We start from the raw sequence: 25,058 nt of genomic DNA on the forward strand, positions 1-25,058 counted from the left end.
GGGCTGCGTCGATCGATCGAATTGGAGACCCTCGTGCCCGAAGTGACCACCCCCTCGACCACCACCGTCGCCGACGACGCCGCCATCGTCGACGCACCGCTGCGCTACCGCAGCGAACGCCCCGACCTGCCCCTCTTCCGCCGTCGCAGCGGGGACAAGTGGACCATCGTGACCGCCGGCGAGTTCGCCGACCAGATCGACGCGACCGCCAAGGGCCTGATCGCGGCCGGTGTCGAACCGGGCGACCGGGTGGGCATCCTGTCCTCCACCCGGTACGAGTGGACCGTGCTGGACTACGCGATCTGGCGCGCGGGGGCCGCCACGGTCGCGATCTACGAGACCTCGGCGTCGGACCAGGTGAAGTACATCCTCTCGGATTCGGGCACATCGCTGCTGATCGTGGAGAACGAGGCGATGCGCAGCACGCACGCCGACGTCGTCGACGCCGCCTCGTCGACGCTGCGCGAGACCCTCGTGATCGACGACGACATCCTCGGGACCCTCGCGGGCAAGGGCGCCGACATCGGCGACGACGAGCTCGAACGCCGACGGTCGACACTCACCTCGGAGAGCATGGCGACGCTGGTCTACACCTCGGGCACCACCGGCAACCCCAAGGGTGTGGCGCTGACCCACGGCAACTTCCTCGGTGAGTGCGCGAGTGTCCGCGAGACGTTGGGCGACATCATGTCCGAGGGTCGCTCGACCCTGCTGTTCCTCCCGCTGGCGCACATCTTCGCCCGCGTGGTCGCGGTCGGTTCGGTCGAGAGCGGCGTCCTGTTGGGTCACACCAACGACATCGCGAACCTGATCTCCGATTTCGAGAAGTTCCAGCCGAGCTACATCCTGTCGGTGCCCCGCGTGTTCGAGAAGGTCTACAACAGCGCGAAGCAGAAGGCCTACGACGGCGGCAAGGGCAAGATCTTCGACCGCGCGGCCGACACCGCCATCGAGTACAGCCGCGCCCTCGACAAGGGTTCCCCCGGTCTCGTGCTGCGCGTCAAGCACAAGGTGTTCGACGCCCTGGTCTACGCCAAGCTGCGCGCCGCCCTCGGCGGGAAGTGCACCGACGCCATCTCCGGCGGCGCACCGCTGGGCGACCGACTCGGGCACTTCTTCCGCGGTATCGGGATCCCGGTCTACGAGGGCTACGGCCTGTCGGAGACCGCCGCCGCGGTGACGGTCAACGCCCCGGGTTCGCAGCGCGTGGGCACCGTCGGACGTCCCGTGGCGGGCGCCTCGGTGCGCATCGCCGACGACGGCGAGGTGCTGCTCAAGGGCCCCATGGTCTTCGGCGGGTACTGGCACAACGAGGAGGCGACCCGCGACTCGTTCGACGGCGACTGGTTCCGCACCGGCGACATCGGCACCCTCACCGACGGGTACCTCGCGATCACCGGCCGCAAGAAGGAACTCATCGTCACCGCCGGCGGCAAGAACGTCTCCCCCGCGCCTCTCGAGGACTCGATCCGTGCCCACCCGCTGGTGAGCCAGTGCCTGGTGGTCGGCGACAACAAGCCGTTCATCGCGGCCCTGATCACGCTGGACGCCGAGGCGGTCCCGGGCTGGCTCGAGCGCAACGGGCTCTCGGCCGACACCTCGATCGCCGACCTGGCGACCAACGAGACACTGCGCGCCGAGATCGACGGAGCGGTGAAGCAGGCCAACAACAAGGTGTCGAAGGCCGAGGCGATCAAGAAGTTCACCATCCTCGATTCCGACTTCACCATCGAGTCCGGTGAGATCACGCCGACCATGAAGCTCAAGCGCAACGTCATCCACCAGGCACACGGCGACGCGATCGAGGAGCTGTACGCGAAGCGATGACAGGGGGGCCGGGCGCGGGGTCGACTCTCCGCGCCCGTGGCCGCCGTCAGCGCGACACGAACTCGACGATCAGCCGGTTGACGGTCTCGGGCTGTTCGACCTGCAGGAAGTGTCCTGCGCCGTCGACCAGTTCGACCCGGCTGCCGTCGGGGAGCACGTCGCGCACCGACCCGGCGTAGCCGACCTGCATGCAGCCGTCGTCGACACCGTGCAGGTACAGCGTCGGCACCACGGGGGCGTGGCGCCACGCATCGTGCATCTCGCGATAGCGCGCGATCGGTCGGCCCGGACGCAGTGTCGCGCGGTAGTACCGGAGGGCCGCACGACGGTGGGCCGCCGTCGGCAGGGCGTCGAAGACGTGGACCAGGTCCTCGGCGGGGTCGTGACCGGGCGACCAGTCGCGCCACAATCGAGGGATCAGTCGGTCGAGGGAGCGCTCGGCGACCCCGGGGATCTGGTTGAACAGCATGTACCAGCTCATCCGCGCCTGACGGAGTAGTCGACGTGCGACGACCGCCGGCGGCGAGTCGGTGCGCACCATGGCCGGGACCGGCGGCACCGACATCGACACCACCGCCCGGAACGGCGACTTGCGATAGGCACCCAGTGCGTTCGCGGTGAGTGCACCCCAGTCGTGCCCGATGACCACGGCCTCACCGTCGCCGCCGAGAACGCGGTGGACACCGATCACGTCGTGCATGAGTGCTCCGACGTGGAAGTCGTCGTCGGCGGGGATGCCGGTCGGGGCGTACCCCCGGCTGAACGGCGCGACCACACGGAAGCCCCGTTCGGCGAGGGCGGGCCCGAGATGTCGCCACGACCAGGCCGAATCCGGGTAGCCGTGGAGCAGCAGCGCCAGCGGGCCGTCGGTGGGACCCCACGTCAGGGCCGACACGGTGAGCTCCGGGAGTTCCACGGAGAGGGTGGACGGATCAGCGTTCACCCACGGGAGTCTATTCGCGCCGGGGGGCGATGGTCCTGCGCGCGCCGGGAAACGCACCGCGATCGAGGTGTCAGCGCACCGCGTCGGCGCGGTCACGGGCACCGGCGCGACGTCGATCCTCGGGACCGGTGAATCGCATCGCGGGATCGGCGACGCGACGGTGCCGCAGCGTGATCACGTCGTGGTAGTAGCTCATCCCGAGCTGCCATGGCGACCGGGAACCCGCACGCGGGAACGTGTCGATCGACCGCACGATGTAGTTGGCCTCGCAGTCGAGCAGCGGTCGCTCGTCGACGGAGTCGGGCCGCACCGGTACGAACTGGTCGTGACCGTGCGTGCGCATGTGGGCGAGCATGCGACCGAAGTGCTCACCGACCAGGTCGGCCTTCAACGTCCACGACGCATTCGTGTAGCCGATGGTGAAGACGAGGTTCGGCACGCCGCTGAGCATCATGCCCTTGTAGGACAACGTGTCCGACGGCGCGACCTCGCGACCGTCGACCGCGATCCCGATGCCGCCGAACGCGAGCATCTGCAGCCCGGTGGCCGTGACGACGATGTCGGCGTCGATGGTGTCACCCGACCGCGTCTCGACGGCGTGCGCGCTCACGCGCTCGATGGTGTCGGTGACGATCGACGCGGTGCCGTCGGCCAGGACCGAGAAGATGTCTCCGTCGGGGGCGAGGCACATCCGCTGATCCCACGGGTCGTACTTCGGCGTGAAGTGCTTCTCGAGGTCGAAGTCGGCGGGCAGTTGCGCGGCGTTCTCCTTGCGGATGACCGACCGCATGTAGCGCGGCCACCGCTGACACATCTGATAGAGGACGGTGTCGATCAGGACGTTCTTCCACCGTGTGAGGACTGCCGAGCGTCGCGCACCGATCCGTCGCGCGATCTTCTCGGCGAGGTCGTCGTGACGAGGGAACGCCATCACGTACGTCGGCGATCGCTGCAGCATGACCACGTGCTCGGCCTTCTCGGTGAGCGCGGGCACCAGGGTGATGGCGGTGGCGCCGCTGCCGATCACCACCACACGCTTGCCGGTGTGGTCGAGGTCGTCGGGCCACTGCTGCGGATGCACCACGGGGCCGTCGAAATCGTCGAGGCCGGGGATGTCAGGGGTGTGGCCCGCCTCGTAGCTGTAGTACCCGGTGCACAGGTACAGGAAGCGACTGGTGAGGACGACGGTCTGATCGTGGTGTCGCGCGGTCACCGTCCACGTGGTCGTCGCGGTGTCGAACTCGACCCGGGTCACCCTGTGGGAGAAGCGGATCTGTTCGTCGGTGCCGTCGGCGACGGCGGTCTGCTCGATGTAGTCGCGGATCGTGGCGCCGGAGACGATGGAGTCCGAGCGGGTCCACTGGTTGAACCGGTAGCTCAGGCTCTGCATGTCGGAATCGCAGCGCACTCCGGGATACCGGAACAGATCCCAGGTCCCGCCTATGCGCTCGCGGGCCTCGAGGACGGCGAGCCGTCCGCCCGGGAGGGCTTTGCGGACATGGTGTGCCGCGCCCACCCCGGACAGTCCGGCCCCGACGATGATGACGTCGACATCGGTCTCGCTCGCTGTGGTCACTCGCGACCCGCCTCCCCGCGTGACGCCGCCGAAGGTCGCCGGGCACGCCACTCCAGTGTGTGTGCGGTCACAACGCGCCCGCAATGGTGAGAACACACAACGAGCTGCCGGTCGGACTGGCACCGTTCGCGGTCGACCCAGGTCAGCGGCCTCGCGTGAGGTCGATGTCGTACTGGGAGACCTTGCGATACAGCGTCGCGCGACTCATCCCCAGCTCCTGGGCGGCCTGCGCCATCGTGGGGGTCCCGTCGGAGAGCACCCGCACGATCTCACCGCGTTCGAAGGCCTCGATGCGCGAGAGGTGTCGGGAACTGCCGGCCAGGATCTCCGGCGGCAGTACGCCGATGTCGATGACGTCGGTGCGGCCGGCGCACTCGCCGACGACGCGGGTGAGCTGGTCTACGTTGCCGGGCCAGTCGAAGCCCCGCAACGCGCGTCGGGCCGCCGCGGTGAACTCGACGTCGCGACCACGGACCCGACGCGCGATGTGCCCGGCGAGGGCCGGCACATCGTCGGGGCGGTCGCGCAACGTGGGGACGGCCACCACCGTGTCGATGATCTCGGCGAGGGCCGGCGGGATGTCGGCGAACCGCTCGGCGGTCACCGCGAACGGGAGGACACCGTGCTGCGGGGACCGGGCGACGAGATCGCGGAGTTGTTCGGCGACCCAGCCCGGCAACATGTCGACGTCGCGCACGATGACCGCGGTGTGGTCCTTGCCGACCTCGGGGGTCCAGAGCCCCAACCAGGTGCTCACGTCGGTCGGGGCCGGCGCCGCGGCGGACAGGATGCGATCGCGCGGGAACGCACGGCGGGCGGCCTGCGCGAGGGCGGTGGCCCGCCCCGACCCGGGCTCCCCGATGGCGGCGACCACCTTGCGCTCGACCATCGCGGTCTGCGCGGTGCCCACCGCGGCGTTCCAGGAGGGCGAGAGGTCGTGCAGGGTCCCCGATCCCGGTTCCAGACGCGGCACCTCCACGCGGAAGATCTGTCCGCGCGGGGTGCGCAACGGCCGGCGGCCGTGCGAGCGGGCGACCATCAGGGCGGTGGTGTTGCTCGCCGCCGACCGGGCCAGCGCCAGCAGCAGCTCACTCGACGAGCGCGACCAGGTCGTCAGGTTGACGCTGCCCTCGAGACGACCCGACTCGGGTTCGAGGATCGGTACGGCGGCACAGGTGAACGAGCACAGGTTCTGCGCGTAGTGCTGATCGGCGCGGACCAGGGTCGGGACGCGATCGGCGAGGGCGAGGCCGAGCCCGTTGGTGCCCACGTCACGTTCGGAGTAGGCGAACCCCGGCGCGAGGTGCACGTCGTCGAGGGCTCGTAGCAACCCACGGTCGCCGCTGAGTCGACTGAGCACGACGCCGTCGGCGTCGGTGAGCATGAGGCTGACCGGTTCGTCGGCGAGTGTGCGGTGCAGGTCGGTGAGCACCTCGTTGCCGCATTGGAAGAACAGGGATCCGAGGTCCTCGGTGCCGGTGAAGACCGGTTCGACCGCGTCGAGCGGGATCCCGTAGTCCTCGCTGCGCTGCCACGAGGCCATCACACGGCTCGACACCGGCGTCGCGTGCGTCAGCTCCGCATGCACGCGGGTGCGTTCCGGGACGCTCTCGTCCATCGTCATCCCCGTCCGCCGTTCGTCGTCGTCCGCGGTGAGTCGACCCGCACCCACCGGGGCGCCACCGGTGTGACCCCGGTTACACCACAGTGTCACTGGTCGCCGCGGAGTGCACGCGTGCGCACGTGTCTCAAAGTGAGACTGCGACGCCGTCGGCAAGCGGGTCGCGCGCTTCTAGTGTCGGCTCCACACGTTGTGACAGCAGTCACACGAGAGGGAGAACAGCCATGTATCGCAAGGACGACACCAGCTACTTCATCGTCGACGCCCACGTCGCACTGTGGGACGCGCGGGCAGAGAACCAGCGCAACATCCACGGCAAGCAGTTCATCGACTGCTTCTACGACTACCACCGGAACCTGTCGCCGGAGTCCGAGCTCTGGAGCTACGAGGAGTACCTGTACCAGGGTGGCGACCGCCTGATGCACGATCTGTTCGAGGTGGGCCACGTCGACCACGCGATCTTCCAGCCCGCGCATCTCGGCGAGTTCTATCACAAGGGATTTGGGCAGACCGAGGAAGCGTCCGAGCTCGCTGCAGCTCATCCGGACAAGCTGACCTACAACCATCACTTCGATCCCCGCAACGGCGAGCAGGGGCTCGATCAGCTCCGGCTCGACGCCGAGAAGTACCACCTCAAGGGCGTCAAGCTCTACACCGCCGAGTGGCACGGCGAGTCCCGCGGCTACAAGCTCGACGACCCGTGGGCGTACCGCTACTTCGAGGAGTGCCGCAAGCTCGGCATCAAGAACATCCACGTCCACAAGGGCCCCACCATCCGGCCGCTCGACCGCGACGCCTTCGACGTCGCCGACGTCGACCACGTGGCGTCGGACTTCACCGATCTCAACTTCGTCGTCGAGCACTGCGGCCTGCCGCGTCTGGAGGACTTCTGCTGGATCGCCACGCAGGAGCCCAACGTGTACGCGGGCCTCGCGGTGGCGATCCCGTTCATGCACACCCGCCCCAAGTACTTCGCGCAGATCATGGGCGAGCTCCTCTACTGGCTCGGTGAGGACCGGATCTTCTTCTCCTCCGACTACGCCCTGTGGACCCCGAAGTGGTTGGTGGAGAGCTTCGTCGACTTCCAGATCCCCGACGAGCTCAGCGAGTACCCGAAGATCACCACCGATCAGAAGAAGAAGATCCTCGGGCTCAACGCGGCGAAGCTCTACGACATCCCCGTGCCCGCCGAACTGCAGCTCGCCGACGCCGACGAGACGGCCACCGGCCCGCGCGGCGCCGACGAGATGGTCGGCGCATGATGTCGGCTCCCACCCTCGACACCACTCGTCACGCCGAGATCCGCCGAGCCCTCGACGCGGTGATCGACCCCGAACTCGACGAACCCATCACCGATCTCGGGTTCGTGCGGTCGATCGACACCGCCGACGACGGCACGGTGGAGGTCCATCTCCGATTGCCCACCTCGTTCTGTGCACCGAACTTCGCCTACCTCATGGCATCCGACGCCAAGGACGCCCTGACGGCACTGCTCTGGACCGACGCCGTGATCGTCGAGCTCGACGACCACCACGACTCGGAGATCATCAACACCGGATTGGCCGCCGACGCCGGGTACCGGGGCACGTTCCGGCACGAGGCCGACTCCGACCTCGAGGATCTGCGCGCGACGTTCCAGCGCAAGGCGCACACCGCGGCGATGGAACGCTGCCTCACGGGGCTGCTGCGCGCCGATGCCGAACGCACCGAGGAGCAACTCGGATCGGTGCGACTCGGTGAGCTTCCCGATGACGACGCCACCCGCTCCCTGCGGAGCCGTCGGCGCGCCATCGGGCTCGGCACCGACGCGGACGATCTCGTCCTCGTCGACGCCGACGGTACGAGCTACGCGCCCGACGCGGTGACCCACGCCCTGCGTCGGGCGCGTTCCACCCGCATCTCGATCGAGGGAAACGCCCACTGGTGCAAAGGCCTCCTCGGCACCCGCTATGCCGACGAGCCCGCCGACCCCACCTTCGTCCCGCTGTCCGCACTGACCGTGCGCGCGGCGTCCTGACCCGCCCAGAGAACCGGAGACACCCATGTCCACGATGCGCGCCGTCCAGGTGGTCGGTTACCACCAGAAGCTCGAGATGACCGAGGTCCCGATCCCCGAACCCACCGGTCCGTTCGATGTCGTCGTCAAGATCGGCGGCGCCGGGGTGTGCCGCACCGACCTCCACATCCTGGAGGGGCAATGGGCCGAGAAGTCCGGCGTCACACTGCCGTACACGATCGGACACGAGAACGCCGGCTGGGTCCACGCGGTGGGCTCCGCCGTCACCCACATCGCCGAGGGCGACAAGGTGATCCTGCACCCGCTCATCACCTGCGGGCTGTGCCGTGCCTGCCGCTCCGGCGACGACGTGCACTGTGAGGTCAACGCGTTCCCCGGCATCGACACCCACGGCGGCTACGCGGACTACATCAAGACCTCCGCGCGCAGCGTCGTACGCATCGACGACTCGCTCGAGCCCGCCGACGTGGCGGCACTCGCCGATGCCGGCCTCACCGCCTACCACGCGGCGGCCAAGGCGGCGAAGCGCCTGACGCCACGCGATCGGTGTGTCGTCATCGGCGCAGGCGGGTTGGGGCACATCGGGATCCAGGTGCTCAAGGCCCTGAGCCCTGCCGAACTGGTGGTGGTCGACCGCAACGAGCAGGCCCTCAAACTGGCCGAGTCGATCGGCGCCGACCGCGGGATCGTCGCCGACGGCACCCAGGTCGAACAGATCCTGGACCTGACGGACGGGAACGGCGCCGAGGTCGTCATCGACTTCGTCGGCGAGAACGGCACGACCGCGCAGGGTCTGGCGATGACGCGTCGCGCCGGTGACTACCACATCGTCGGCTACGGCGAGAACATCGACGTCCCGTCCATCGACCTGATCTCGGCCGAGAAGAACATCGTGGGCAACCTGGTCGGGTCGTACAACGACCTGTGCGACCTCATGCAGTTGGCGGCACGCGGCGCGGTGAACCTGCACACGGCGAAGTATTCCCTCGACGACTTCCAGAGTGCCATCGACGATCTCGACGCCGGCAATGTCCGCGGTCGCGCCATCCTCACCCCGTGACGATCCGCCGCGCGAGCCGACCCGCCACGTACCGTGGCACCGAACCCTCCACCACAACCCCAGGAGCGCATCCGTGATCTTCATCGTCGTCAAGTTCCCCGTGAAGCCCGAGCACGCCGACGCCTGGCCCGAGCTGGTCGCGAGCTTCACCGCGGGCACCCGTGGCGAGGAGGGGAACCTGTTCTTCGACTGGGCGCGCAGTCTCGACGACCCGAACGAGTACGTGTTGACCGAGGGCTTCGCCGACGACGGCGCCGAGGCACACGTCAACAGCGACCACTTCAAGGCCGCGGTGTCCGACCTGCCGCAGTACCTCGCGCACACCCCGAAGATCATCAGCGAGAAGGTCGGCGCCGACAGTTGGGGCCCGATGGGCGAGATGCAGGTCGACTGACCGCGCCTCGCGTCACCCCTGCCCGGTCGGGAGCACGATCATCGACGCGACGTTGATCCCGACGGGCAGGGCGGCGCTCCAGCGGATCGACTCGGCGATGGCCGATGCCGGGATCGGTGGGTTCTCGATCGCGAAGCGTGCCAGCCATTCTCGGGCTTGCGGATCAGTCATGTGGTCACCGAGTTCGCTTTCGGTCATGCCCGGTTCGACCACGCGGACCCGCACCCCGCCGGGTCCGAGCTCGGCGCGCAGATTCGTGCCGAGATGGGTCACCGCGGCCTTGGTCGCGGTGTACACCGCGTACCCGGGGAGTACGAGATGCGCTCCGATGGAGCTCGTCAGCACCAGATCGGCGGCGCGTCCGGCGCGGCCCGCCTCGGTCAGGTCGTCGACGGTGGCGCGGATCGTCGCGAGCACCCCGGCGATGTTGGTCGAGATCATCGTGTCCCACTCGGCGGTGTCGGCGGCGGCGATGGGTGCGGCGAGCATCGATCCGGCGTTGGCACACACGAGATCGAACGGTGCCCCGATCTCGGTGCGGGCGGCGTGGATCGACTGCGTGAGACCCGCGGCGTCGGTGACGTCGCCCATGACGACGGCGGCCGTGGGCGCGTCGGGCACCGCCTGCGCGATCCGATCGGCCACGGCGACGAGTCGATCCCGACGGCGCCCGACGAGTGCGACGCGCGCGCCGGCCTCCGCGAGCGAGAGTGCGGTGGCGGCCCCGATCCCCGATCCGGCGCCGGTGACGAGCGCGACCCGTCCATGGAGTGTGGGGGCGGTAGGTGTACGTGTGTCCGGTGTTGTCATGCACTGATCGTCGGTCGCCGGCGATGGGGTGAGGGAGACCGTGTCACTACCGGGTAGTCGCGCTACCTGTCTCGCCATGAGCATGGTCGATACCATCCCTCCATGGCCGACAACCACCTCGGTGAGTTCCTGCGGGCCCGCCGCGAACGCGTGTCGCCGTCGGCCGTCGGGCTGGCGACCATCGGTCATCGGCGTACCCCCGGCCTGCGCCGCGAGGAGGTCGCAGCGCGCGCGGGTATCAGCATCGACTATCTGATCCGGCTGGAGCGCGGTCGTGACCGGCATCCGTCACCGGCGGTCGTCGACACCCTCGCAGACGCGCTGGGGCTCGACGACGACGGACGGACCCACCTGGCCGAACTCGCCGATCCCCGCTCCGGCGAGGCCGTTGCGCTGCGCACCACGGCGTCGGAACCGATCCGCACCATGATCGATTCGTGGCCGAATCCGACCATCGTCGCCAATGGCATCCTCGATCTGATCGCCGCGAACGTCCCCGGTGAACGACTTCACCACGGCATCGGCCTGCAGGTCGGCGACAACATGGCCCGCGCGCTGTTCCTCGACCCCGGTGCCCGCGAGATCTACCTCGGCTTCGACGACGTCGCCGCAGAGGTGGTCGGCAACCTCCGGTCGCTGTCGGCAACGTCGGGGGTGCATCCCGAACTGACCGACCTCGTGGGCGAGCTCTCGGTGGCGAGCGATCACTTCGCACGGCTGTGGGCCCGAGGCGAGGTCCGCGGGAAGTCCGACGGCGTCAAGGTCATCGCCCATCCCGAGCACGGTCGGCTCGACCTCCGCTGGTCGACACTGCACGTCGCCGGAGCCCCCGGCGAGATGATCGTGACCTACAGCGCCGAAGCGGGGTCGGAGTCCGCGCGAATCCTCGCCGGACTCGGTGCACCCGGGTCACCACCGCGGTCCGCGCACCGTCACCACCCGGGCTGACCCATCCCGTTCAGTCGGTCTGCAGGAGACGGTCGAGGTTCCGGATCGCGCGACCCATCGACCGGAGGACGCGCATCGAAACCGCCATCTGCTCCTCGGTGAGCGCACTGGCATCCCCGATGCGCATGGAGTTGAGGCGCGAGGCCTCGAGCCACTCCCCCAGTCCGGGCTCACGTGCCCACCGCGCCACACTGCGCGTGTTCGCCAGAGTGGTTCGCAGCCAGTCGATGTCGGAGTCCGGGTGCGCGATGACCTCGCACAGCTCGTTCTTGTGGTCGATATCGGACACGGTCACCTCCACGTGGGCGATGAGCGCCGCGCTGAACACCTGCTGACAGGTGCGCACGCTCTGCAGCGTGATGCGGCCGTCGGTGAACACCGGCACCTGCGGGCGGCGCTCGAGACCGTCTGCGGTGCAGTCGATGTGCACAGTGTTCGGTGTGGTGGGGATCGTGCCCTCCTCGAGGGTGATGGTGTCGGACTCCACCGACCGCACGCGCCCCATGCGGACCACATCGTGGATCCGGCGCAGTTCGTCGAGTTCGGCCCGCGACACCGTGGCGCAGCGGTACATGGTCGGCCGCACCGCGGGATCGAGTCTCAGCAACTGCCCGGTGCGGTCGAGGCGGTCGAAGAGATCGTCGATGGTCTCGGCCTGGGCCGAGGCCTCGAGCTGCAGGGCGTACCCGCCGACGGTGCTGTCGAAGAAGGCCTCGACCGGTTGGATGTTCAGACGGTCGAGCAGCCAGGAGTCGCGCGGCACGATCCATCGGATCGCGTCGGGGTCGACACCGCGTCCGAGCAGCCACAGACACGCGTCGATGCCCGTCTTGCCGCCACCGACCACGACGTACCCGTCGGCGGGGGTGACGATCTCGGGCATCTCGTTCGGCGCCATCCAGCGCAGACCGGGGGCGACCGGGAAGGCCGGGGCCCGCATCGACGGGACGGTCACGTTGCTGTAGGTCGCGTCGACGACGGTGTGCGCACGGATGTCGTGCCGTTCGCCGGTGAGGACCGAGGTGAGGACGCCGTCGGCGAACTCGGTCATCGGGAGGTGGTGGAACCGTCCGGTGGGGAGGAATCGTCGCGTGAGGACGTGATCGAAGTAGGCGACGACTTCCGGGCCCGACGCCAGTTCGTGGTGACCCGCGTTGGATCCCTCGGTGTCGACGCGATCGAGTCCGAGCTTCTCGGAGTTCACGCCGTAGAACGACGACGGCTGATGGAGCCGGACGAACGGGTAGGCCCGGGTCCAGTGGCCGCCGGGCCGGTCGTATCGGTCGACGAGCGCGACCGTGGCGTCGGATTCGGTGAGCAGCACGTCGACGAAGGCCAGGCCCATGGCGCCTGCTCCCACCACCAGGTAGTCGACATCAATGGTCATGGCGCCTCCGCACTGTCGGTCATCGCTGATCCGGGGTGCGCGAGGGGGGACTCGAACCCCCACGTCCTCGGACACTGGAACCTAAATCCAGCGCGTCTGCCAATTCCGCCACTCGCGCGTGCTGCACTCTGCCGTGTTGCGAGCGTCACGATACCGGTTGACCTGCCCGATTCCGGTTCCGGGTACCGTCGGAGCCATGGCACAGGCGAAGCGACGACACCGACCCGCGCTCATCGCGCTGGTCGTGGTCGCGGCACTCGCATGCCTCGGACTCGCGTGGTGGCAGTGGACCCGTTTCGAGTCCGGTTCGGGCTCCGGACAGAACCTCGGCTACGCCCTGCAGTGGCCCGCGTTCGCGGCGTTCGTCGTCTACGCCTACCGCCGGTTCGTGATGCTCGAGGCCGATCCCGAGGAGGTCGCCAAGCTCGCTCCCGGCGCGCGGGGCGCGACGGAGGTCCCCGCAGACCTGCTGCCCGAGCGGCCCTCGGCACCGACGCGCATCGTCCCCGAGGACGACATGCCGCCCGAGGACCGCGAGCTCGCCGAATACAACCGTTATCTGTCCGCACTCGCACAGCAGGAGAAGAAGTGACCTCACCGCAGCAGTCCGTCTCGGCGAAGCCGACCGCCGAACCGACGCGCATCAAGAACGCGCTGCTGCGCTACCGGGTGATGGCCTGGGTGACGGGTCTGTGGCTGCTGCTGCTCGTCGTCGAACTGATCCTCAAGTACGCGTTCGGCGTGGACTCGCTCGACTTCGTCCCGGTCGTGCACGGGTGGGTCTATGTCGTCTACCTCGCGATGGCGATCGACCTCGCGATCAAGGTGCGCTGGCCGGTGGGCAAGACCGTGCTGACGCTGATCGCCGGCACCATCCCGTTCCTGTCGTTCTACTTCGAGCACATCCGCACCCGCGAGGTGCGTGCCGTCCTCGCGGCCTGAGCGGGCTCAGCCGTCGAGCGATCGCAGCGTCGGCAGGAGCTGAGTGAGCGCCCGCGAACGATGACTGAGTCCGTCCTTCTCGGCAGGTGACAACTGCGCCGCGGTGCGGCCGGCCACCGACCCCGGTGGGGTCAGGTCGTCCTCGTCGGGGACGAAGATCGGGTCGTAGCCGAAGCCGTTGGCTCCCAGGGGAGCTCGCACGACGCGTCCTCGCCACTCCCCTCGCACCACCGCCTGCGCGCCCTGCGGCGTGACGAGCGCGCATGCCGACACGAACGCCGCACCCCGGCGGTCGTCGGGCACATCACCCAACTGCCCGAGCAGCAGCGACAGGTTCGCCTCGTCGTCTCCGTGGCGACCGGCCCACCGCGCCGAGAGCACACCCGGCATACCGTTGAGGGCGTCGACCTCGAGTCCGGAGTCGTCGGCCAGACACGCGAGACCCGTTGCCGCGCAACCGTCGATCGCCTTGGCCAGCGCGTTCTCCTCGAAGGTTGCGCCGGTCTCGGGGGCCTCGGGAAACGGTGGTACCTCGTCGAGACCGACGATGGTGACGCCATCGATCCCCTCGGTCGCGACCAGGCGGCGCAGCTCGGTCAGCTTCTTCGCGTTGCGGCTCGCGAGCAGCAGGGTCGTCGGCACGTCGACCGCGATCAGTCCGCCGAACGCAGAGGCGTGTTCAACGCCTCGCGTTGCGCCTCGAAGAGTCGTGTGGTGCCCAGTGCCGCCAGGTCCAGCATCTTCTCCAGGGTCGGCCGGGCGAACGTCGCGCCCTCACCGGTGCCCTGGATCTCGACCAGCGGACCGGCGTCGGTGGCGACGACGTTCATGTCGACCTCGGCGCGGGAGTCCTCCTCGTAGGGGAGATCGAGACGCACCCGACCGTCGACCACGCCGACGCTGACGGCGGCGATCGCGCACGAGATCGGTTGGGGGTCGGCGAGCTTGCCGCGTTCGTTCAGGAACGCGACGGCGTCGACGAGCGCCACGTAGGCGCCGGTGATGGCCGCGGTCCTCGTGCCCCCGTCGGCCTGCAGGACGTCACAGTCGAGTGCGATCGTGTTCTCGCCCAACGCCGCGAGGTCGATGCACGCCCGGAGCGAACGTCCGATGAGCCGGCTGATCTCCTGCGTGCGTCCACCGACCTTGCCCTTGACCGATTCGCGCTGCGACCGCGTGTGGGTCGCGGCGGGGAGCATCGCGTATTCCGCGGTGAGCCATCCCAGCCCCGAGCCGCGACGCCACCGCGGCACGCCCTCCTCGACACTCGCGGTGCACATCACCCGGGTCTGCCCGAACTCCACCAACACTGACCCGGCCGGGTGGTCGGTGAAGCCGCGGGTGATGCGCACGGGGCGCATCTCGTCGTCTGCTCTGCCGTCTGCGCGTCTGCTCACGAGCCAACTCTAACGACCCGGCACCCGGCGGTATCGCGGACCGCACTAACGCTGCCGGTGCACCGCGACACCAGGTGACCGGACGACGTCACTCGATGTCGACGACGAGTCCCGGATGGGCGACGCTGATCGGTCCCGAGTAGGCCGCACGGGCCTCGTCGAGGACGTCCTCGACCGGCGTCCACGGTGGGATGTGGGTCAGTATCAGCGATTTCACGCCGGCACGGGTGGCCATCTCGCCCGCCTCGGTCCCCGACAGGTGCAGACCCGGCGGCCGTTCGTCGGGCGCATGGGTCCACGACGCCTCGCACAGGAACACATCCGCGTCGCGGGCGAGGTCGACGAGTTCGTCGCACACCGCGGTGTCACCGCTGAACGCCAGCACCCGTCCTCCGGGTTCGCTGATCCGCAGCCCGTAGGTCTCGGGCGGATGGGAGACCCGGGTGGGGGTCACCGTCATCCCGCCGATCTTCACCGGTTCACCCTCGACCCAGTCGTGGGTCTCGAAGGTGTCGGAGATGTCGTCGATCTGACCGGGGTACTCCGAGGACGCCGCACCGATCCTGGTGGCCGTGCCGACCGGACCGTAGAGCGGCGCACGCACCGTGGCCGGGACGGGATGGTAACGACGCCAGACCAACATCCCCGGTAGGTCGAGACAGTGATCGGCGTGGAGGTGACTCAACATCACCGCCACCTCGTTGGGGTCGACGCGCTCCTGGAGGGCGCCGAGGACCCCCGGTCCGAAGTCGAGGACCACGGGCTGTTGATCGGGCACCGTCAGCAGATAACCGGACGCCGGACAGCCGGGCCCGACCACACTGCCCGAGCTCCCCAGGACGGTCAAACGCATGTCGCCCACTGTGCCACGTGATGCGGCACACAGCATCGACGATGGTGTTTTACGCGTGTTGGATGGCGCCGATGGCGGGACCGAGGAACCGCGTCGACAGTCGCGCGAACGACACCGGGTCGCCGGTGGCGCGGAACACCCGCTGTGCGGTGCGGTCGGTGTGCGGGTGCAACAGATCGCGCTGGGTCAGCACCCGGAGCACGTCCTTGGCGGTCTCCTCGGCGCTGGAGACGAGCGTGACGTCGTCCCCCATGGCGAGCTGGATGACCCCCGACAGCAACGGGTAGTGGGTGCAGCCGAGGACCACCGTGTCGACGCGCGCCTGCTGCAGCGGTTCGAGGTATCCCTCGGCGAGACCGAGGATCTGGCGTCCGGAGGTGATCCCACGTTCGACGAAGTCGACGAACCGTGGGCAGGCCACCGAGGTGATCTCGAGATCGGTGGCCGCGGCGAACGCGTCGTCGTAGGCGCGCGAGGTGACCGTCGCCGAGGTGCCGATGACACCGATGCGACCCGAGCGTGTGGTGTTCACCGCGCGACGGACCGCCGGGAGGATCACCTCGATCACCGGGATCGCATAGCGCTCACGGGCATCGCGCAGGCACGCCGAGGACGCCGTGTTGCAGGCGATGACGAGCGCCTTCACACCGTGGTCGACGAGGTCGTCGGCGATGGCGAGGGCGTGGGCGCGGATGTCGGGTATGCGCAGCGGTCCGTAGGGACCATTGCCGGTGTCGCCGACGTAGAGGATGTCCTCGTCGGGGAGCTGATCGACGATGGCGCGCGCCACGGTGAGTCCGCCGACCCCGGAGTCGAAGATGCCGATCGGGGCGCTCTGCGACAGCGCGGTGGCGGGATCGGGCTGTGTCACCGGGCTGCGGTCCCGCCGAACGCCGGCGGTGCGGCGGGCGCCGACCGTGAGCGGCGACGGTCGCGTCCGGCGAGCACCGACGCGGCCAGCACACCGCCGATGGCGCCGAAGAGGTGTGCCTGCCAGGAGATCTGGGGTTGTGTCGGCAGCACACCCCACAGCACCGACCCGTAGACCAGCCCGAGCGCCACGCCGAGCAGGATCTGCAGCGGCGACCGGTTGAACAGTCCGCGGACGAGCAGGAACGCCAGCCAGCCGAAGATGATGCCCGAGGCGCCGATGGTCGAGACGTGGGCGGGACCGACCAGCCAGACCCCGACGCCGGACACGATCCAGACGATCGCGGTGGTGACGAGGAATCGGCGGGCGAGCAGCAGGAGGAACCCGAGGACGGCGCCGACGGTGGCGTTGGAGGTGAGGTGGTCGAACCCGGCGTGCAGGAACGGTGACCACACGATGCCGGCCAGGCCGTCGGTCTCGCGGGGCACGATCCCGTCGTTGTCGAGTCGCATGTTGGTGGCGGAGTCGATCGCCTCGACGAGGTAGAGCACGGCGATGAGCACGATCATGATCACCGCCGAACGGACCCAGAGCGCGCGGTCGCGCACCGGACCCGGCCGGCGGGTGTTCGATGTGCCGATCGGGGGGATCGGCGTCGGGGCGCTCATGAGGCCATCACCCACCCGAGGTTACCGGCGTCGGAGTCCCCCGGCCGAGGTGTCATCGACGCGCGGTCGAGGCCAACGTCTCGGCGAAGGTGGGGATCTGTCCCACCGACGTCGCCGCCGTCACCGCGTGGACGATCGCCCGCCGCACCACCACCGCGGCCGCCTCGGCGAGGACCGCGACCGCCGCCACGTCGGGGTTCATCCCGATCGGCACCGCCGCGGCGCGCACCGTCTCGGCCGTGCCCGTGGACACCGCGAACACGGTGTCGCCGTCGAGGGGCGAGTGTGCCGGTCGGATCGCGTGGGCGATGCCGTCGTGGGCGGCCATCGCGATCCGTCGTGTCGACGCCGGGTCGAGGCGGGCGTCGGTCGCCACGACGCCGATGGTCGTGTTGAGCACGGTGGCCTTGGCGCGTAGCGCGCGGTAGGCCTCGAGGTCGTCTCGAGACGCCGGTCCGAGCCCGAAGTAGGCCAGGTCGGCGGGTCCGCACCCCCAGGGCAGCCCGGTGTCGGGGTCGACGACGTCGCCGACCGGGTTGGCGACCATCAGTGCCGCGATCGTGACGCCGGGTGCGGCCGGATGGTCGAGCACGACCGACGCGGTACCGACCCCGCCCTTGAGCACCCCGGCCCGCGCACCCGCACCGCCGCCGACCGAACCCGACGCGACGTCGGCGCTCGCCGCCGCGACCGCCTCGGCGCCCAGCGCCGCGTCGGGGCGGCAGGTCCATCCCCCGACCGGCAGGTCGAAGACCACCGCCGCGGGCACGATCGGCACCACATCACCGAAGGCGTTCATCGGCAGTCCCACACCGGCGTCGCCGAGAACGGTCATCACGCCGTCGGCCGCGGCCAGTCCGTAGGCGCTACCGCCCGACAGGACGATCGCGTGCGCGGTCTGCACGGTGTTGGCCGGGTCGAGCAGGTCGGTCTCACGGGTACCGGGACCGCCACCGCGCACGTCGACGGCGGCCACCGCGCCGGTGGGCATACGCACCACGGTGGTGCCCGTCGCCCACCCCGTACCCGGGGTCGTGTCGGTCGCGACCGTCACGTCGTCGTCGATCCGGTGGGCGTGACCGACGGTGATGCCCGCGACGTCGCCGAGGGAGTCCCGCGCCCCGGGCGTCCACCGTCGATGCGGGGTGTCCGTCCCGGTCACCGTGGCACCGGTCACTTCCCCATCAGGGCGACGACGAGCAGTTCCTGGACCACCGTCAGCCAGTGGTAGACGTCGAGATGAGCGGCCTGGGGGTCGTCGGGCGGGAGCTGGTCGGGCGTGTGCTCGGTGACGCCGAGCATGGCCCCGAGCGCGAGGCGCACGTCGTTGACCGCGGTGAGCCACTGTTCGGCCTGGGCCGGGGTCAGCGAGACGTCGCCGCCACCGGGCGGCAGCGTATCGAGCACGACCTGCGCCGCCGACATCTTCGTGGCGATGATGTGGGGTTCGTGCACACTGCGCAGCGCCCCGTTGAGATCCCCGGTCACGGTGTCGGCGACCAGTTCTCGGTCCTGGTCGGGTCGGTGGAAGTCGGGCAGCAGCCGACCCAGGGTGGCGTCGTCGGGGGGTGCGGAATGTCCGGTCTCGATGCCGGTCAGGGCCGACAGATCGTCGGTCGGTGCACTCTGCGACCGTTCGTCGAGCAGTTCGGTCATCGAGCCGACGAGCGAGGCGATCAGCTCACTCTCGTGTGCGTCGAGTCGGGCGGTGATGCGCTGGGAACCACCACGTCCACGACGTCTCCAGTTCTGCACCCGATCAGCTGTCGCGCTGCATGGTCGCCCACAGCCCCGCGGCGTGCAGCTTGCGCACGTCGAGTTCCATCGAATCGCGGTCACCGCTCGACACCACGGCCCGACCCTCGTTGTGCACCTGCATCATCAGCTCCGACGCCTTGGTCTCGGAGTAGCCGAACAGCTTCTGGAACACGTAGGTGACGTAGCGCATCAGGTTGACCGGGTCGTCCCACACGATGGTGACCCACGGACGGTCGATCTCGGTGTCGGCGTCGGCCGTGTCGGGGTCGGCGACCGCGGTACCGGCCGGGGTAGCCTCGTCAGAACCGAAAGTCGGCATCGGCGCTCGCCGATCCCGACCGGGAGTCCGGGGTCTGGGAGCCCGAGCTCCTCGGAATCGTGCGGTCGTCATCAGTCCGCGCATGGCCCCCAGGGTAGGTGATTGTGAGCGTCGACAACACAGCCATGTTCACCGATCGCTACGAGCTGACGATGGTCTCCGCAGCTCTGCGCGACGGGACGGCGCAGCGTCGCTGCACGTTCGAGGTGTTCGCGCGCCGCCTTCCCGACGGCCGTCGCTACGGGGTCGTCGCCGGCACCGGGCGCCTCGTCGAGGCCCTGGCCGGTTTCCGCTTCGGCGAGGAACAGCTGCGCACGCTCACCGACATCGTCGACGCCGCGACCCTGGATTGGCTGCGCTCCTATCGCTTCTCCGGCGACATCGACGGCTACCGCGAGGGGGAGCTGTTCTTCCCGGGATCGCCGATCCTGTCGGTGCGGGGCACCTTCGCCGACGCGGTCGTGCTCGAGACGCTCGCGTTGTCGATCCTCAACCACGACAGCGCGATCGCGTCGGCCGCGGCCCGGATGGTGACCGCCGCGGGTACCCGCCCGATCATCGAGATGGGGTCGCGCCGCACCCACGAGTCGGCAGCCGTCGCCTGCGCCCGCGCCGCCTACATCGCGGGCATGGCGTCCACGTCGAACCTCGAGGCGACGCGGCGCTACGGCGTCCCCGGCGCGGGGACCAGCGCGCACTCGTTCACCCTCGCCCACGCGGGCGTCGACGGGGACGGGGAACGGGCCGCCTTCACCGCGCAGATCGCGGCGCTCGGGGTGGGCACCACGCTGCTCGTCGACACCTACGACATCACCCGCGGCGTCGCGACCGCGATCGAGGTCGCCGGCACCGCACTCGGGGGCGTGCGCATCGACTCCGGTGACCTCGGCGTGCTGGCCCGTCAGGTGCGTGCCCAACTCGACGACCTCGGCGCCACCGACACCCGGATCGTGGTCTCCGGCGACCTCGACGAGTACGCGATCGCGGCGTTGCGCGCCGAGCCGGTCGACGCCTACGGCGTCGGGACACAGCTGGTCACCGGCAGCGGCGCCCCGACCGCGGGCATGGTCTACAAACTCGTCGAGGTCGACGGCATCGGTGTCGCGAAACGGTCCAGCCACAAGGAGTCCCGCGGTGGGGCCAAGGCCGCCGCCCGCGCGGCGCGTGACACCGGCACCATCGTCGAGGAGATCATCCACCCGGCCGGGTCGCCGGTCCCGCAGACCGACGGACTCACCACCACCGCCCTGCAGATCCCCCTGGTACGAGGCGGCGAACCCGTCGCCGAGCTGCCCTCGATCGCCGACAGCCGCGAACACCTCGCGGCCGCACTCGTCAGCCTGCCGTGGGAGGGGTTGAGCCTGTCGTCGGGCGAACCCGCGGTCCCGACCCGCTTCGCCCTTCCGTGACCGCACTTCCCCCGGTCACCGAGCTCCTCGCCTCGGCGGTGTCGGCGCTCGGCGGCCGTCACCGCGACGGTCAGCTGGCGATGGCGTCGGCGGTGGCGAACGCCATCGACACCGGCGAACACCTGGCCGTGCAGGCGGGTACCGGTACGGGTAAGTCGCTGGCCTATCTCGTTCCCGCACTGCGGCACGCCGTCGAGTCCGGTTCGACCGTCGTGGTGTCGACCGCCACGATCGCGCTGCAACGGCAGCTCATCGACCGCGACCTGCCTCGCCTGGCCACCGCGCTGCGCAAGCCGCTCGGCCGCGAACCGAGCTTCGCGATCCTCAAGGGCCGCGCGAACTACATCTGCCTCAACAAGATCCATTCCGGCGAGGCCGAGGAGCAGACCGAGGAGCTGTTCGACCCGTTCACCACGTCGCGGGTGGGACGCGAGGTGGTGCGTCTGCGCGAATGGGTCAGCGACACCGAGTCCGGTGACCGCGACGACCTGCCGACCGCGGTGATGGACCGGTCGTGGCGGCAGGTCAGCGTGACCGCTCGGGAGTGCCTCGGCGCGGCCAACTGCTCCTACGGCACCGACTGTTTCGCCGAGCTCGCCCGCGGACGGTCCTCGGCCGCCGACGTCGTCGTGACCAACCACGCGATGCTCGCGATCGACGCGATGAGCGGGTTCAACGTCCTGCCCGAGCACGACGTCGTCATCGTCGACGAGGCGCACGAACTCGTCGACCGCATCACCTCGGTCGCGACCGCGGAGATCGCGTCGTCGACGGTCGCCGGCGTGGCACGGCGACTCTCCAAGTTGATCGACGAGGAACTCGTCGACGACGTCCACGGCGCCGGGGAACTCGTCGCCGCGCTGCTCGAGTCGACCGCACCGGGACGCTGGACGTCGTTGCCCGACGGCGCCGGCGCCACCTTCGCCGCGCTGCGCGACCGACTGTGGCGGGCGCGCTCGGCCATCGGACCGGCGCGCGACGGCACCGACTCGACCGGTGCCGCCGCACGCTCGGCGGCCATCACCGCGCTCGACGACCTGCACGACAACGCCGTACGGCTGCTGGGCGCCTTCGACGAACCCGACGAGTCGAAACGCCGCGACGTGGTGTGGATCGCCGAGGACCTGGTGCGCGACGAACGGCGTCGCACCCTGCGGATCGCGCCCCTCTCGGTCGGCGGACTGCTGCGGTCGTCGTTGTTCGCCGAGGCGACCGCCGTGCTGACCTCGGCGACGCTGACCGTCGGCGGCACCTTCGACAGCCTCGCCGCGAACTGGGGACTGCCGATCTCAGGACGCGGTGCCGACGCCTCGGCGGCCGTCCTCTCCGACCTCACCGCGACCGGCACCCCGACACCCGCCGACGGCGACACCATCCGGTGGCAGGGCCTCGACGTCGGTTCGCCGTTCGACTACCGCCGTTGCGCGATCCTCTACGTCGCCGCCCACCTCGACCCGCCGGGTCGCGCGTCGATCGCCGAGTCGACCCTCGACGAGATGGTCTCGCTGATCACCGCGGCCGGCGGCCGCACGCTGGGGCTGTTCTCGTCGATGCGCGCGGCGAAGGAGGCCGCCGCGGCGGTCCGGACGCGCATCGACACCCCGGTCCTGTGCCAGGGGGAGAACGCGACCGGCACGCTGATCGAGCAGTTCGCCGCCGACGAGGCGACCTGTCTGTTCGGCACGCTGTCGCTGTGGCAGGGAGTCGACGTGCCGGGCCCGTCGCTGTCGCTGGTGCTCATCGACCGTGTGCCGTTCCCGAGGCCCGACGACCCGCTGCTCATCGCCCGACAGAGCGCGGTCGCCGCACGCGGCGGCAACGGGTTTCTCGCCGTCGCGGCGAACCACGCCGCCCTCCTGCTCGCGCAGGGCGCGGGTCGGCTGCTGCGGGCCACCGATGATCGCGGTGTCGTGGCGGTCCTGGACCCGCGACTCGTGACCGCGCGGTACGGCGGATACCTGCGCGCGTCGCTGCCGCCGTTCTGGCAGACCACCGACCCCGCCGTCGTGCGGGCGGCGCTGACCCGGCTGCAGAGCGAGACCCCGGCCGCCGGCTGATCCCCGCGGGGTCGCGGCGTCGAGGATCGACGACGCACGGTGGGGAGTCCTGGCGCCAAACGCCCGGCGATCCCCTACGGTTGGAGACGACCCACGCGAGAGCGTGCGTGAGCGCGGCCGACATCTGTCGTGGCGCGACGACACAGAGCACGAAGGGTGGCCAACGGGTGATCGGGCGCATCGGCATCGACGACATCGCGCCGGTGATCGACGCCGGACAGTTCCCCGCCAAAGCGGTTGTGGGAGAGTTCTTCCCGGTCAGCGCGACCGTGTGGCGGGAGGGGCACGACGCCGTCGCGGCCACCCTGCACGCCGAGGGCCCGCGCCGCGGGATGGTGATCGAACGGCGCATGTCCGCCGCACACGAACCCGACACCTACAACGCGGCGTTCACCCCGACCGAGGTCGGCTACTGGAGTTTCCGCATCGACGCCTGGAGCGACCCGTACACCACCTGGAACTCGGCGGTCACCAAGAAGCTCGAGGCGGGTCAGGGTCCCGAGGAACTCGCGAACGATCTCGAGATCGGGGCACGTCTGCTCGAACGGGCCCGCGAGCAGGTCGGCTCCGATCACCGCACCCTCATCGCCGACGCCATCGACGCGCTGCGCTCGGACCACGAACTCGCCGTACGCGTGCGGCCCGCGCTGTCGCCCGAGGTCGTCGCCGTTCTCGACGAGCATCCGGTCCGCGACCTCGTGACCAAGAGTCGCTCGTTCCGGGTGTGGGTGGATCGGACGCGCGCACTCTTCGGCTCCTGGTACGAACTGTTCCCGCGCTCGACCGGAGGATGGGACAACGAGGGGCGACCGGTGCACGGGACGTTCCTCACCGCGGCGCAGGACCTGCCGAGGATCGCCGACATGGGGTTCGACGTGGTCTACCTGCCGCCCATCCACCCGATCGGTCTGATGAACCGCAAGGGACCGAACAACACCCTGACCCCCGGTCCCGACGACGTGGGCTCGCCCTGGGCGATCGGATCGGCCGACGGCGGACATGATGCGATCCATCCCGCGCTGGGCAGCGTCGACGATTTCCGATACTTCCTCTCGCGCAGCGCCGAACTCGGCATGGAGGTCGCCATCGACCTCGCGCTGCAGTGCGCGCCCGACCACCCCTGGGCCGCCGAGCACCCCGAGTGGTTCTACGTGCAGCCCGACGGCACGATCGCGTTCGCCGAGAACCCACCGAAGAAGTACCAGGACATCTATCCCCTCAACTTCGACGACGACCGGGCCGGCATCTACCGCGCGGTCCTCGCCGTCGTCCTCTACTGGGTGTCGGTGGGAGTCAAGATCTTCCGGGTCGACAACCCGCATACGAAGCCACCGGACTTCTGGGAGTGGTTGATCTCCGAGGTCAAGAAGCGCGATCCGGACGTGCTGTTCCTGTCGGAGGCGTTCACGCGTCCGGCGCGCCTCTACGGGCTCGCCAAACTCGGGTTCACGCAGTCCTACACCTACTTCACCTGGCGGACCGCGAAGTGGGAGCTCACCGAGTTCGGCACCGAGATCGCCGCGCACGCCGACGAGGCCCGCCCCAACCTCTTCGTCAACACGCCCGACATCCTGCACGAGAGCCTGCAGAACGGCGGGCCGGGGATGTTCGCGCTGCGGGCCGCCCTCGCGGCGACGCTGGCGCCCACCTGGGGGGTCTACAGCGGGTACGAGCTGTTCGAGGGGCAAGCCGTACGACCGGGCAGCGAGGAGTACCTCGATTCCGAGAAGTACGAACTGCGGCCGCGTGATTTCAAGGCCGCACAGTCACGGGGTGACTCGCTCGAGCCCTGGATCACCTCGCTCAACGACATCCGTCGCCGCCATCCCGCCCTGCAGCAGCTGCGGAACATCACGTTCCACCACGTCGACAACGACGCGCTGATCGCCTACTCGAAGGTCGACCCGACCACCGGCGACCGCGTCGTGGTGGTGATCAACCTCAACCCGTTCGGCGCCGAGGAGTCGACGGTATGGCTCGACATGCCGTCCCTCGGACACGACTGGAACGACCGCTTCTCCGGTGTCGACGAGGTCACCGGTGAGCACTTCCACTGGGGGCAGGCCAATTACGTCCGGCTCGAGCCGTGGCGAGCGGTCGCCCACATCGTCGCCCTCCCGCCCCTGCCCGCCGACGTCGCGGCGCGTCTGGCGTGTCGTCTCCCCCCGAAGGACGTGACCTCGTGAGCACAGTCGATCCCC

At 69.6% G+C, this 25,058-nt stretch carries 24 protein-coding genes and 1 tRNA gene; 11 read left to right on the forward strand and 14 right to left on the reverse strand.

Annotated elements, in window-relative coordinates:
• Positions 1-33: 33 nt before the first annotated feature.
• Positions 34-1,827: an AMP-dependent synthetase/ligase gene (locus ACQ7HM_RS20690; RefSeq protein WP_434218111.1), complete on the forward strand. Its 1,794-nt coding sequence runs from the start codon at positions 34-36 to the stop codon at positions 1,825-1,827.
• 46 nt (positions 1,828-1,873) lie between these two features.
• Here the strand turns inward: ACQ7HM_RS20690 and ACQ7HM_RS20695 are convergent, their stop codons facing one another.
• The 3 genes from ACQ7HM_RS20695 to ACQ7HM_RS20705 form a co-directional block, all read right to left on the reverse strand.
• Positions 1,874-2,770: an alpha/beta hydrolase gene (locus ACQ7HM_RS20695; RefSeq protein WP_434218112.1), complete on the reverse strand. Its 897-nt coding sequence runs from the start codon at positions 2,768-2,770 to the stop codon at positions 1,874-1,876.
• Between the two features lie 70 nt (positions 2,771-2,840).
• Positions 2,841-4,346, reverse strand: a complete 1,506-nt coding sequence (locus ACQ7HM_RS20700; RefSeq protein WP_434218113.1) for a flavin-containing monooxygenase — start codon at positions 4,344-4,346, stop codon at positions 2,841-2,843.
• Between the two features lie 142 nt (positions 4,347-4,488).
• Positions 4,489-5,964, reverse strand: a complete 1,476-nt coding sequence (locus ACQ7HM_RS20705) for a GAF domain-containing protein (protein ID WP_434218114.1) — start codon at positions 5,962-5,964, stop codon at positions 4,489-4,491.
• Positions 5,965-6,191: 227 nt separating this feature from the next.
• Between ACQ7HM_RS20705 and ACQ7HM_RS20710 the strand changes: the two genes are divergently transcribed.
• The 4 genes from ACQ7HM_RS20710 (at position 6,192) to ACQ7HM_RS20725 (ending at position 9,438) form a co-directional block, all read left to right on the forward strand.
• Positions 6,192-7,229: an amidohydrolase family protein gene (locus ACQ7HM_RS20710; RefSeq protein ID WP_434218115.1), complete on the forward strand. Its 1,038-nt coding sequence runs from the start codon at positions 6,192-6,194 to the stop codon at positions 7,227-7,229.
• Entirely contained in the window at positions 7,226-7,984 is a 759-nt protein-coding gene (locus ACQ7HM_RS20715) for an iron-sulfur cluster assembly protein (RefSeq protein ID WP_434218116.1), read from the forward strand. The genes ACQ7HM_RS20710 and ACQ7HM_RS20715 overlap by 4 nt, the downstream gene beginning before the upstream one ends.
• Before the next feature lie 34 nt (positions 7,985-8,018).
• Positions 8,019-9,044 (forward strand): NAD(P)-dependent alcohol dehydrogenase, encoded by a 1,026-nt coding sequence (locus ACQ7HM_RS20720; protein WP_434218156.1) that lies wholly within the window; start codon positions 8,019-8,021, stop codon positions 9,042-9,044.
• Positions 9,045-9,117: 73 nt separating this feature from the next.
• On the forward strand, positions 9,118-9,438 hold the full coding sequence (locus tag ACQ7HM_RS20725; protein ID WP_434218117.1) for a putative quinol monooxygenase: 321 nt from the start codon (positions 9,118-9,120) through the stop codon (positions 9,436-9,438).
• Positions 9,439-9,450: 12 nt separating this feature from the next.
• Here the strand turns inward: ACQ7HM_RS20725 and ACQ7HM_RS20730 are convergent, their stop codons facing one another.
• On the reverse strand, positions 9,451-10,248 hold the full coding sequence (locus ACQ7HM_RS20730) for an SDR family oxidoreductase (RefSeq protein ID WP_434218118.1): 798 nt from the start codon (positions 10,246-10,248) through the stop codon (positions 9,451-9,453).
• A 102-nt stretch (positions 10,249-10,350) separates the two neighbouring features.
• On the opposite strand from ACQ7HM_RS20730, the gene ACQ7HM_RS20735 reads away from it, so the two are divergent.
• Entirely contained in the window at positions 10,351-11,196 is an 846-nt protein-coding gene (locus tag ACQ7HM_RS20735) for a helix-turn-helix transcriptional regulator (RefSeq protein WP_434218119.1), read from the forward strand.
• Between the two features lie 10 nt (positions 11,197-11,206).
• Here ACQ7HM_RS20735 and ACQ7HM_RS20740 read toward each other — a convergent pair whose 3' ends face one another.
• Both ACQ7HM_RS20740 and ACQ7HM_RS20745 read right to left on the reverse strand, forming a co-directional pair.
• Positions 11,207-12,583, reverse strand: coding sequence for an NAD(P)/FAD-dependent oxidoreductase (locus tag ACQ7HM_RS20740; protein WP_434218120.1), 1,377 nt, complete (start codon positions 12,581-12,583; stop codon positions 11,207-11,209).
• Positions 12,584-12,619: 36 nt separating this feature from the next.
• Positions 12,620-12,701 (reverse strand) — tRNA-Leu (locus ACQ7HM_RS20745).
• A gap of 78 nt (positions 12,702-12,779) precedes the next feature.
• Between ACQ7HM_RS20745 and ACQ7HM_RS20750 the strand changes: the two genes are divergently transcribed.
• Together ACQ7HM_RS20750 and ACQ7HM_RS20755 are read left to right on the forward strand one after the other, a co-directional pair.
• Positions 12,780-13,175, forward strand: a complete 396-nt coding sequence (locus ACQ7HM_RS20750; RefSeq protein WP_434218121.1) for a transcriptional regulator — start codon at positions 12,780-12,782, stop codon at positions 13,173-13,175.
• Positions 13,172-13,525, forward strand: a complete 354-nt coding sequence (locus ACQ7HM_RS20755) for a DUF3817 domain-containing protein (protein WP_434218122.1) — start codon at positions 13,172-13,174, stop codon at positions 13,523-13,525. The genes ACQ7HM_RS20750 and ACQ7HM_RS20755 overlap by 4 nt, the downstream gene beginning before the upstream one ends.
• A 6-nt stretch (positions 13,526-13,531) precedes the next feature.
• Here ACQ7HM_RS20755 and ACQ7HM_RS20760 read toward each other — a convergent pair whose 3' ends face one another.
• From ACQ7HM_RS20760 to clpS, 8 genes are all read right to left on the reverse strand, one after another.
• Positions 13,532-14,167, reverse strand: a complete 636-nt coding sequence (locus tag ACQ7HM_RS20760) for a non-canonical purine NTP pyrophosphatase (protein ID WP_434218123.1) — start codon at positions 14,165-14,167, stop codon at positions 13,532-13,534.
• 11 nt (positions 14,168-14,178) lie between these two features.
• The gene (gene rph, locus ACQ7HM_RS20765) at positions 14,179-14,922 is read right to left on the reverse strand and encodes a ribonuclease PH (RefSeq protein ID WP_434218124.1); all 744 of its coding nucleotides are present in this window, start codon (positions 14,920-14,922) and stop codon (positions 14,179-14,181) included.
• 88 nt (positions 14,923-15,010) lie between these two features.
• Positions 15,011-15,775, reverse strand: coding sequence for a cyclic nucleotide-degrading phosphodiesterase (locus ACQ7HM_RS20770; protein ID WP_434218125.1), 765 nt, complete (start codon positions 15,773-15,775; stop codon positions 15,011-15,013).
• Between the two features lie 49 nt (positions 15,776-15,824).
• Complete coding sequence (murI, locus tag ACQ7HM_RS20775; RefSeq protein WP_434218126.1) at positions 15,825-16,646, reverse strand: glutamate racemase; 822 nt, start codon at positions 16,644-16,646, stop codon at positions 15,825-15,827.
• A complete protein-coding gene (locus tag ACQ7HM_RS20780; protein ID WP_434218127.1) occupies positions 16,643-17,314 on the reverse strand; it encodes a rhomboid family intramembrane serine protease in 672 nt (223 codons plus the stop codon). The genes murI and ACQ7HM_RS20780 overlap by 4 nt, the downstream gene beginning before the upstream one ends.
• Positions 17,315-17,366: 52 nt before the next feature.
• Positions 17,367-18,476, reverse strand: a complete 1,110-nt coding sequence (locus tag ACQ7HM_RS20785) for a P1 family peptidase (RefSeq protein ID WP_434218128.1) — start codon at positions 18,474-18,476, stop codon at positions 17,367-17,369.
• Positions 18,477-18,487: 11 nt separating this feature from the next.
• Positions 18,488-19,069 carry a DUF2017 domain-containing protein gene (locus ACQ7HM_RS20790; RefSeq protein WP_045822319.1) on the reverse strand — a complete coding sequence of 194 codons (582 nt, stop codon included), beginning with the start codon at positions 19,067-19,069 and terminating at the stop codon, positions 18,488-18,490.
• Positions 19,070-19,073: 4 nt separating this feature from the next.
• Entirely contained in the window at positions 19,074-19,391 is a 318-nt protein-coding gene (clpS, locus tag ACQ7HM_RS20795) for an ATP-dependent Clp protease adapter ClpS (protein ID WP_434218129.1), read from the reverse strand.
• A gap of 104 nt (positions 19,392-19,495) precedes the next feature.
• On the opposite strand from clpS, the gene ACQ7HM_RS20800 reads away from it, so the two are divergent.
• From ACQ7HM_RS20800 to ACQ7HM_RS20810, 3 genes are all read left to right on the forward strand, one after another.
• Complete coding sequence (locus ACQ7HM_RS20800; RefSeq protein WP_434218130.1) at positions 19,496-20,800, forward strand: nicotinate phosphoribosyltransferase; 1,305 nt, start codon at positions 19,496-19,498, stop codon at positions 20,798-20,800.
• Positions 20,797-22,857 carry an ATP-dependent DNA helicase gene (locus tag ACQ7HM_RS20805; RefSeq protein ID WP_434218131.1) on the forward strand — a complete coding sequence of 687 codons (2,061 nt, stop codon included), beginning with the start codon at positions 20,797-20,799 and terminating at the stop codon, positions 22,855-22,857. The genes ACQ7HM_RS20800 and ACQ7HM_RS20805 overlap by 4 nt, the downstream gene beginning before the upstream one ends.
• 167 nt (positions 22,858-23,024) lie before the next feature.
• On the forward strand, positions 23,025-25,043 hold the full coding sequence (locus tag ACQ7HM_RS20810) for a maltotransferase domain-containing protein (protein ID WP_434218157.1): 2,019 nt from the start codon (positions 23,025-23,027) through the stop codon (positions 25,041-25,043).
• The last annotated feature ends 15 nt before the right edge of the window (positions 25,044-25,058 follow it).

It is taken from the genome of Williamsia sp. MIQD14 (assembly GCF_051025635.1).
Classification (GTDB): domain Bacteria; phylum Actinomycetota; class Actinomycetes; order Mycobacteriales; family Mycobacteriaceae; genus Williamsia_A.

Excerpts from the sequence above, each read along its gene's own strand:
- ACQ7HM_RS20705 (WP_434218114.1), bottom strand. The coding sequence starts at position 5,964 with ATGGACGAGAGCGTCCCGGAACGCACCCGCGTGCATGCGGAGCTGACG.
- ACQ7HM_RS20710 (WP_434218115.1), top strand. The coding sequence starts at position 6,192 with ATGTATCGCAAGGACGACACCAGCTACTTCATCGTCGACGCCCACGTC.
- ACQ7HM_RS20715 (WP_434218116.1), top strand. The coding sequence starts at position 7,226 with ATGATGTCGGCTCCCACCCTCGACACCACTCGTCACGCCGAGATCCGC.
- ACQ7HM_RS20720 (WP_434218156.1), top strand. The coding sequence starts at position 8,019 with ATGCGCGCCGTCCAGGTGGTCGGTTACCACCAGAAGCTCGAGATGACC.
- ACQ7HM_RS20730 (WP_434218118.1), bottom strand. The coding sequence starts at position 10,248 with ATGACAACACCGGACACACGTACACCTACCGCCCCCACACTCCATGGA.
- ACQ7HM_RS20735 (WP_434218119.1), top strand. The coding sequence starts at position 10,351 with ATGGCCGACAACCACCTCGGTGAGTTCCTGCGGGCCCGCCGCGAACGC.
- ACQ7HM_RS20740 (WP_434218120.1), bottom strand. The coding sequence starts at position 12,583 with ATGACCATTGATGTCGACTACCTGGTGGTGGGAGCAGGCGCCATGGGC.
- ACQ7HM_RS20750 (WP_434218121.1), top strand. The coding sequence starts at position 12,780 with ATGGCACAGGCGAAGCGACGACACCGACCCGCGCTCATCGCGCTGGTC.
- ACQ7HM_RS20770 (WP_434218125.1), bottom strand. The coding sequence starts at position 15,775 with ATGCGTTTGACCGTCCTGGGGAGCTCGGGCAGTGTGGTCGGGCCCGGC.
- ACQ7HM_RS20780 (WP_434218127.1), bottom strand. The coding sequence starts at position 17,314 with ATGAGCGCCCCGACGCCGATCCCCCCGATCGGCACATCGAACACCCGC.
- clpS (WP_434218129.1), bottom strand. The coding sequence starts at position 19,391 with ATGCCGACTTTCGGTTCTGACGAGGCTACCCCGGCCGGTACCGCGGTC.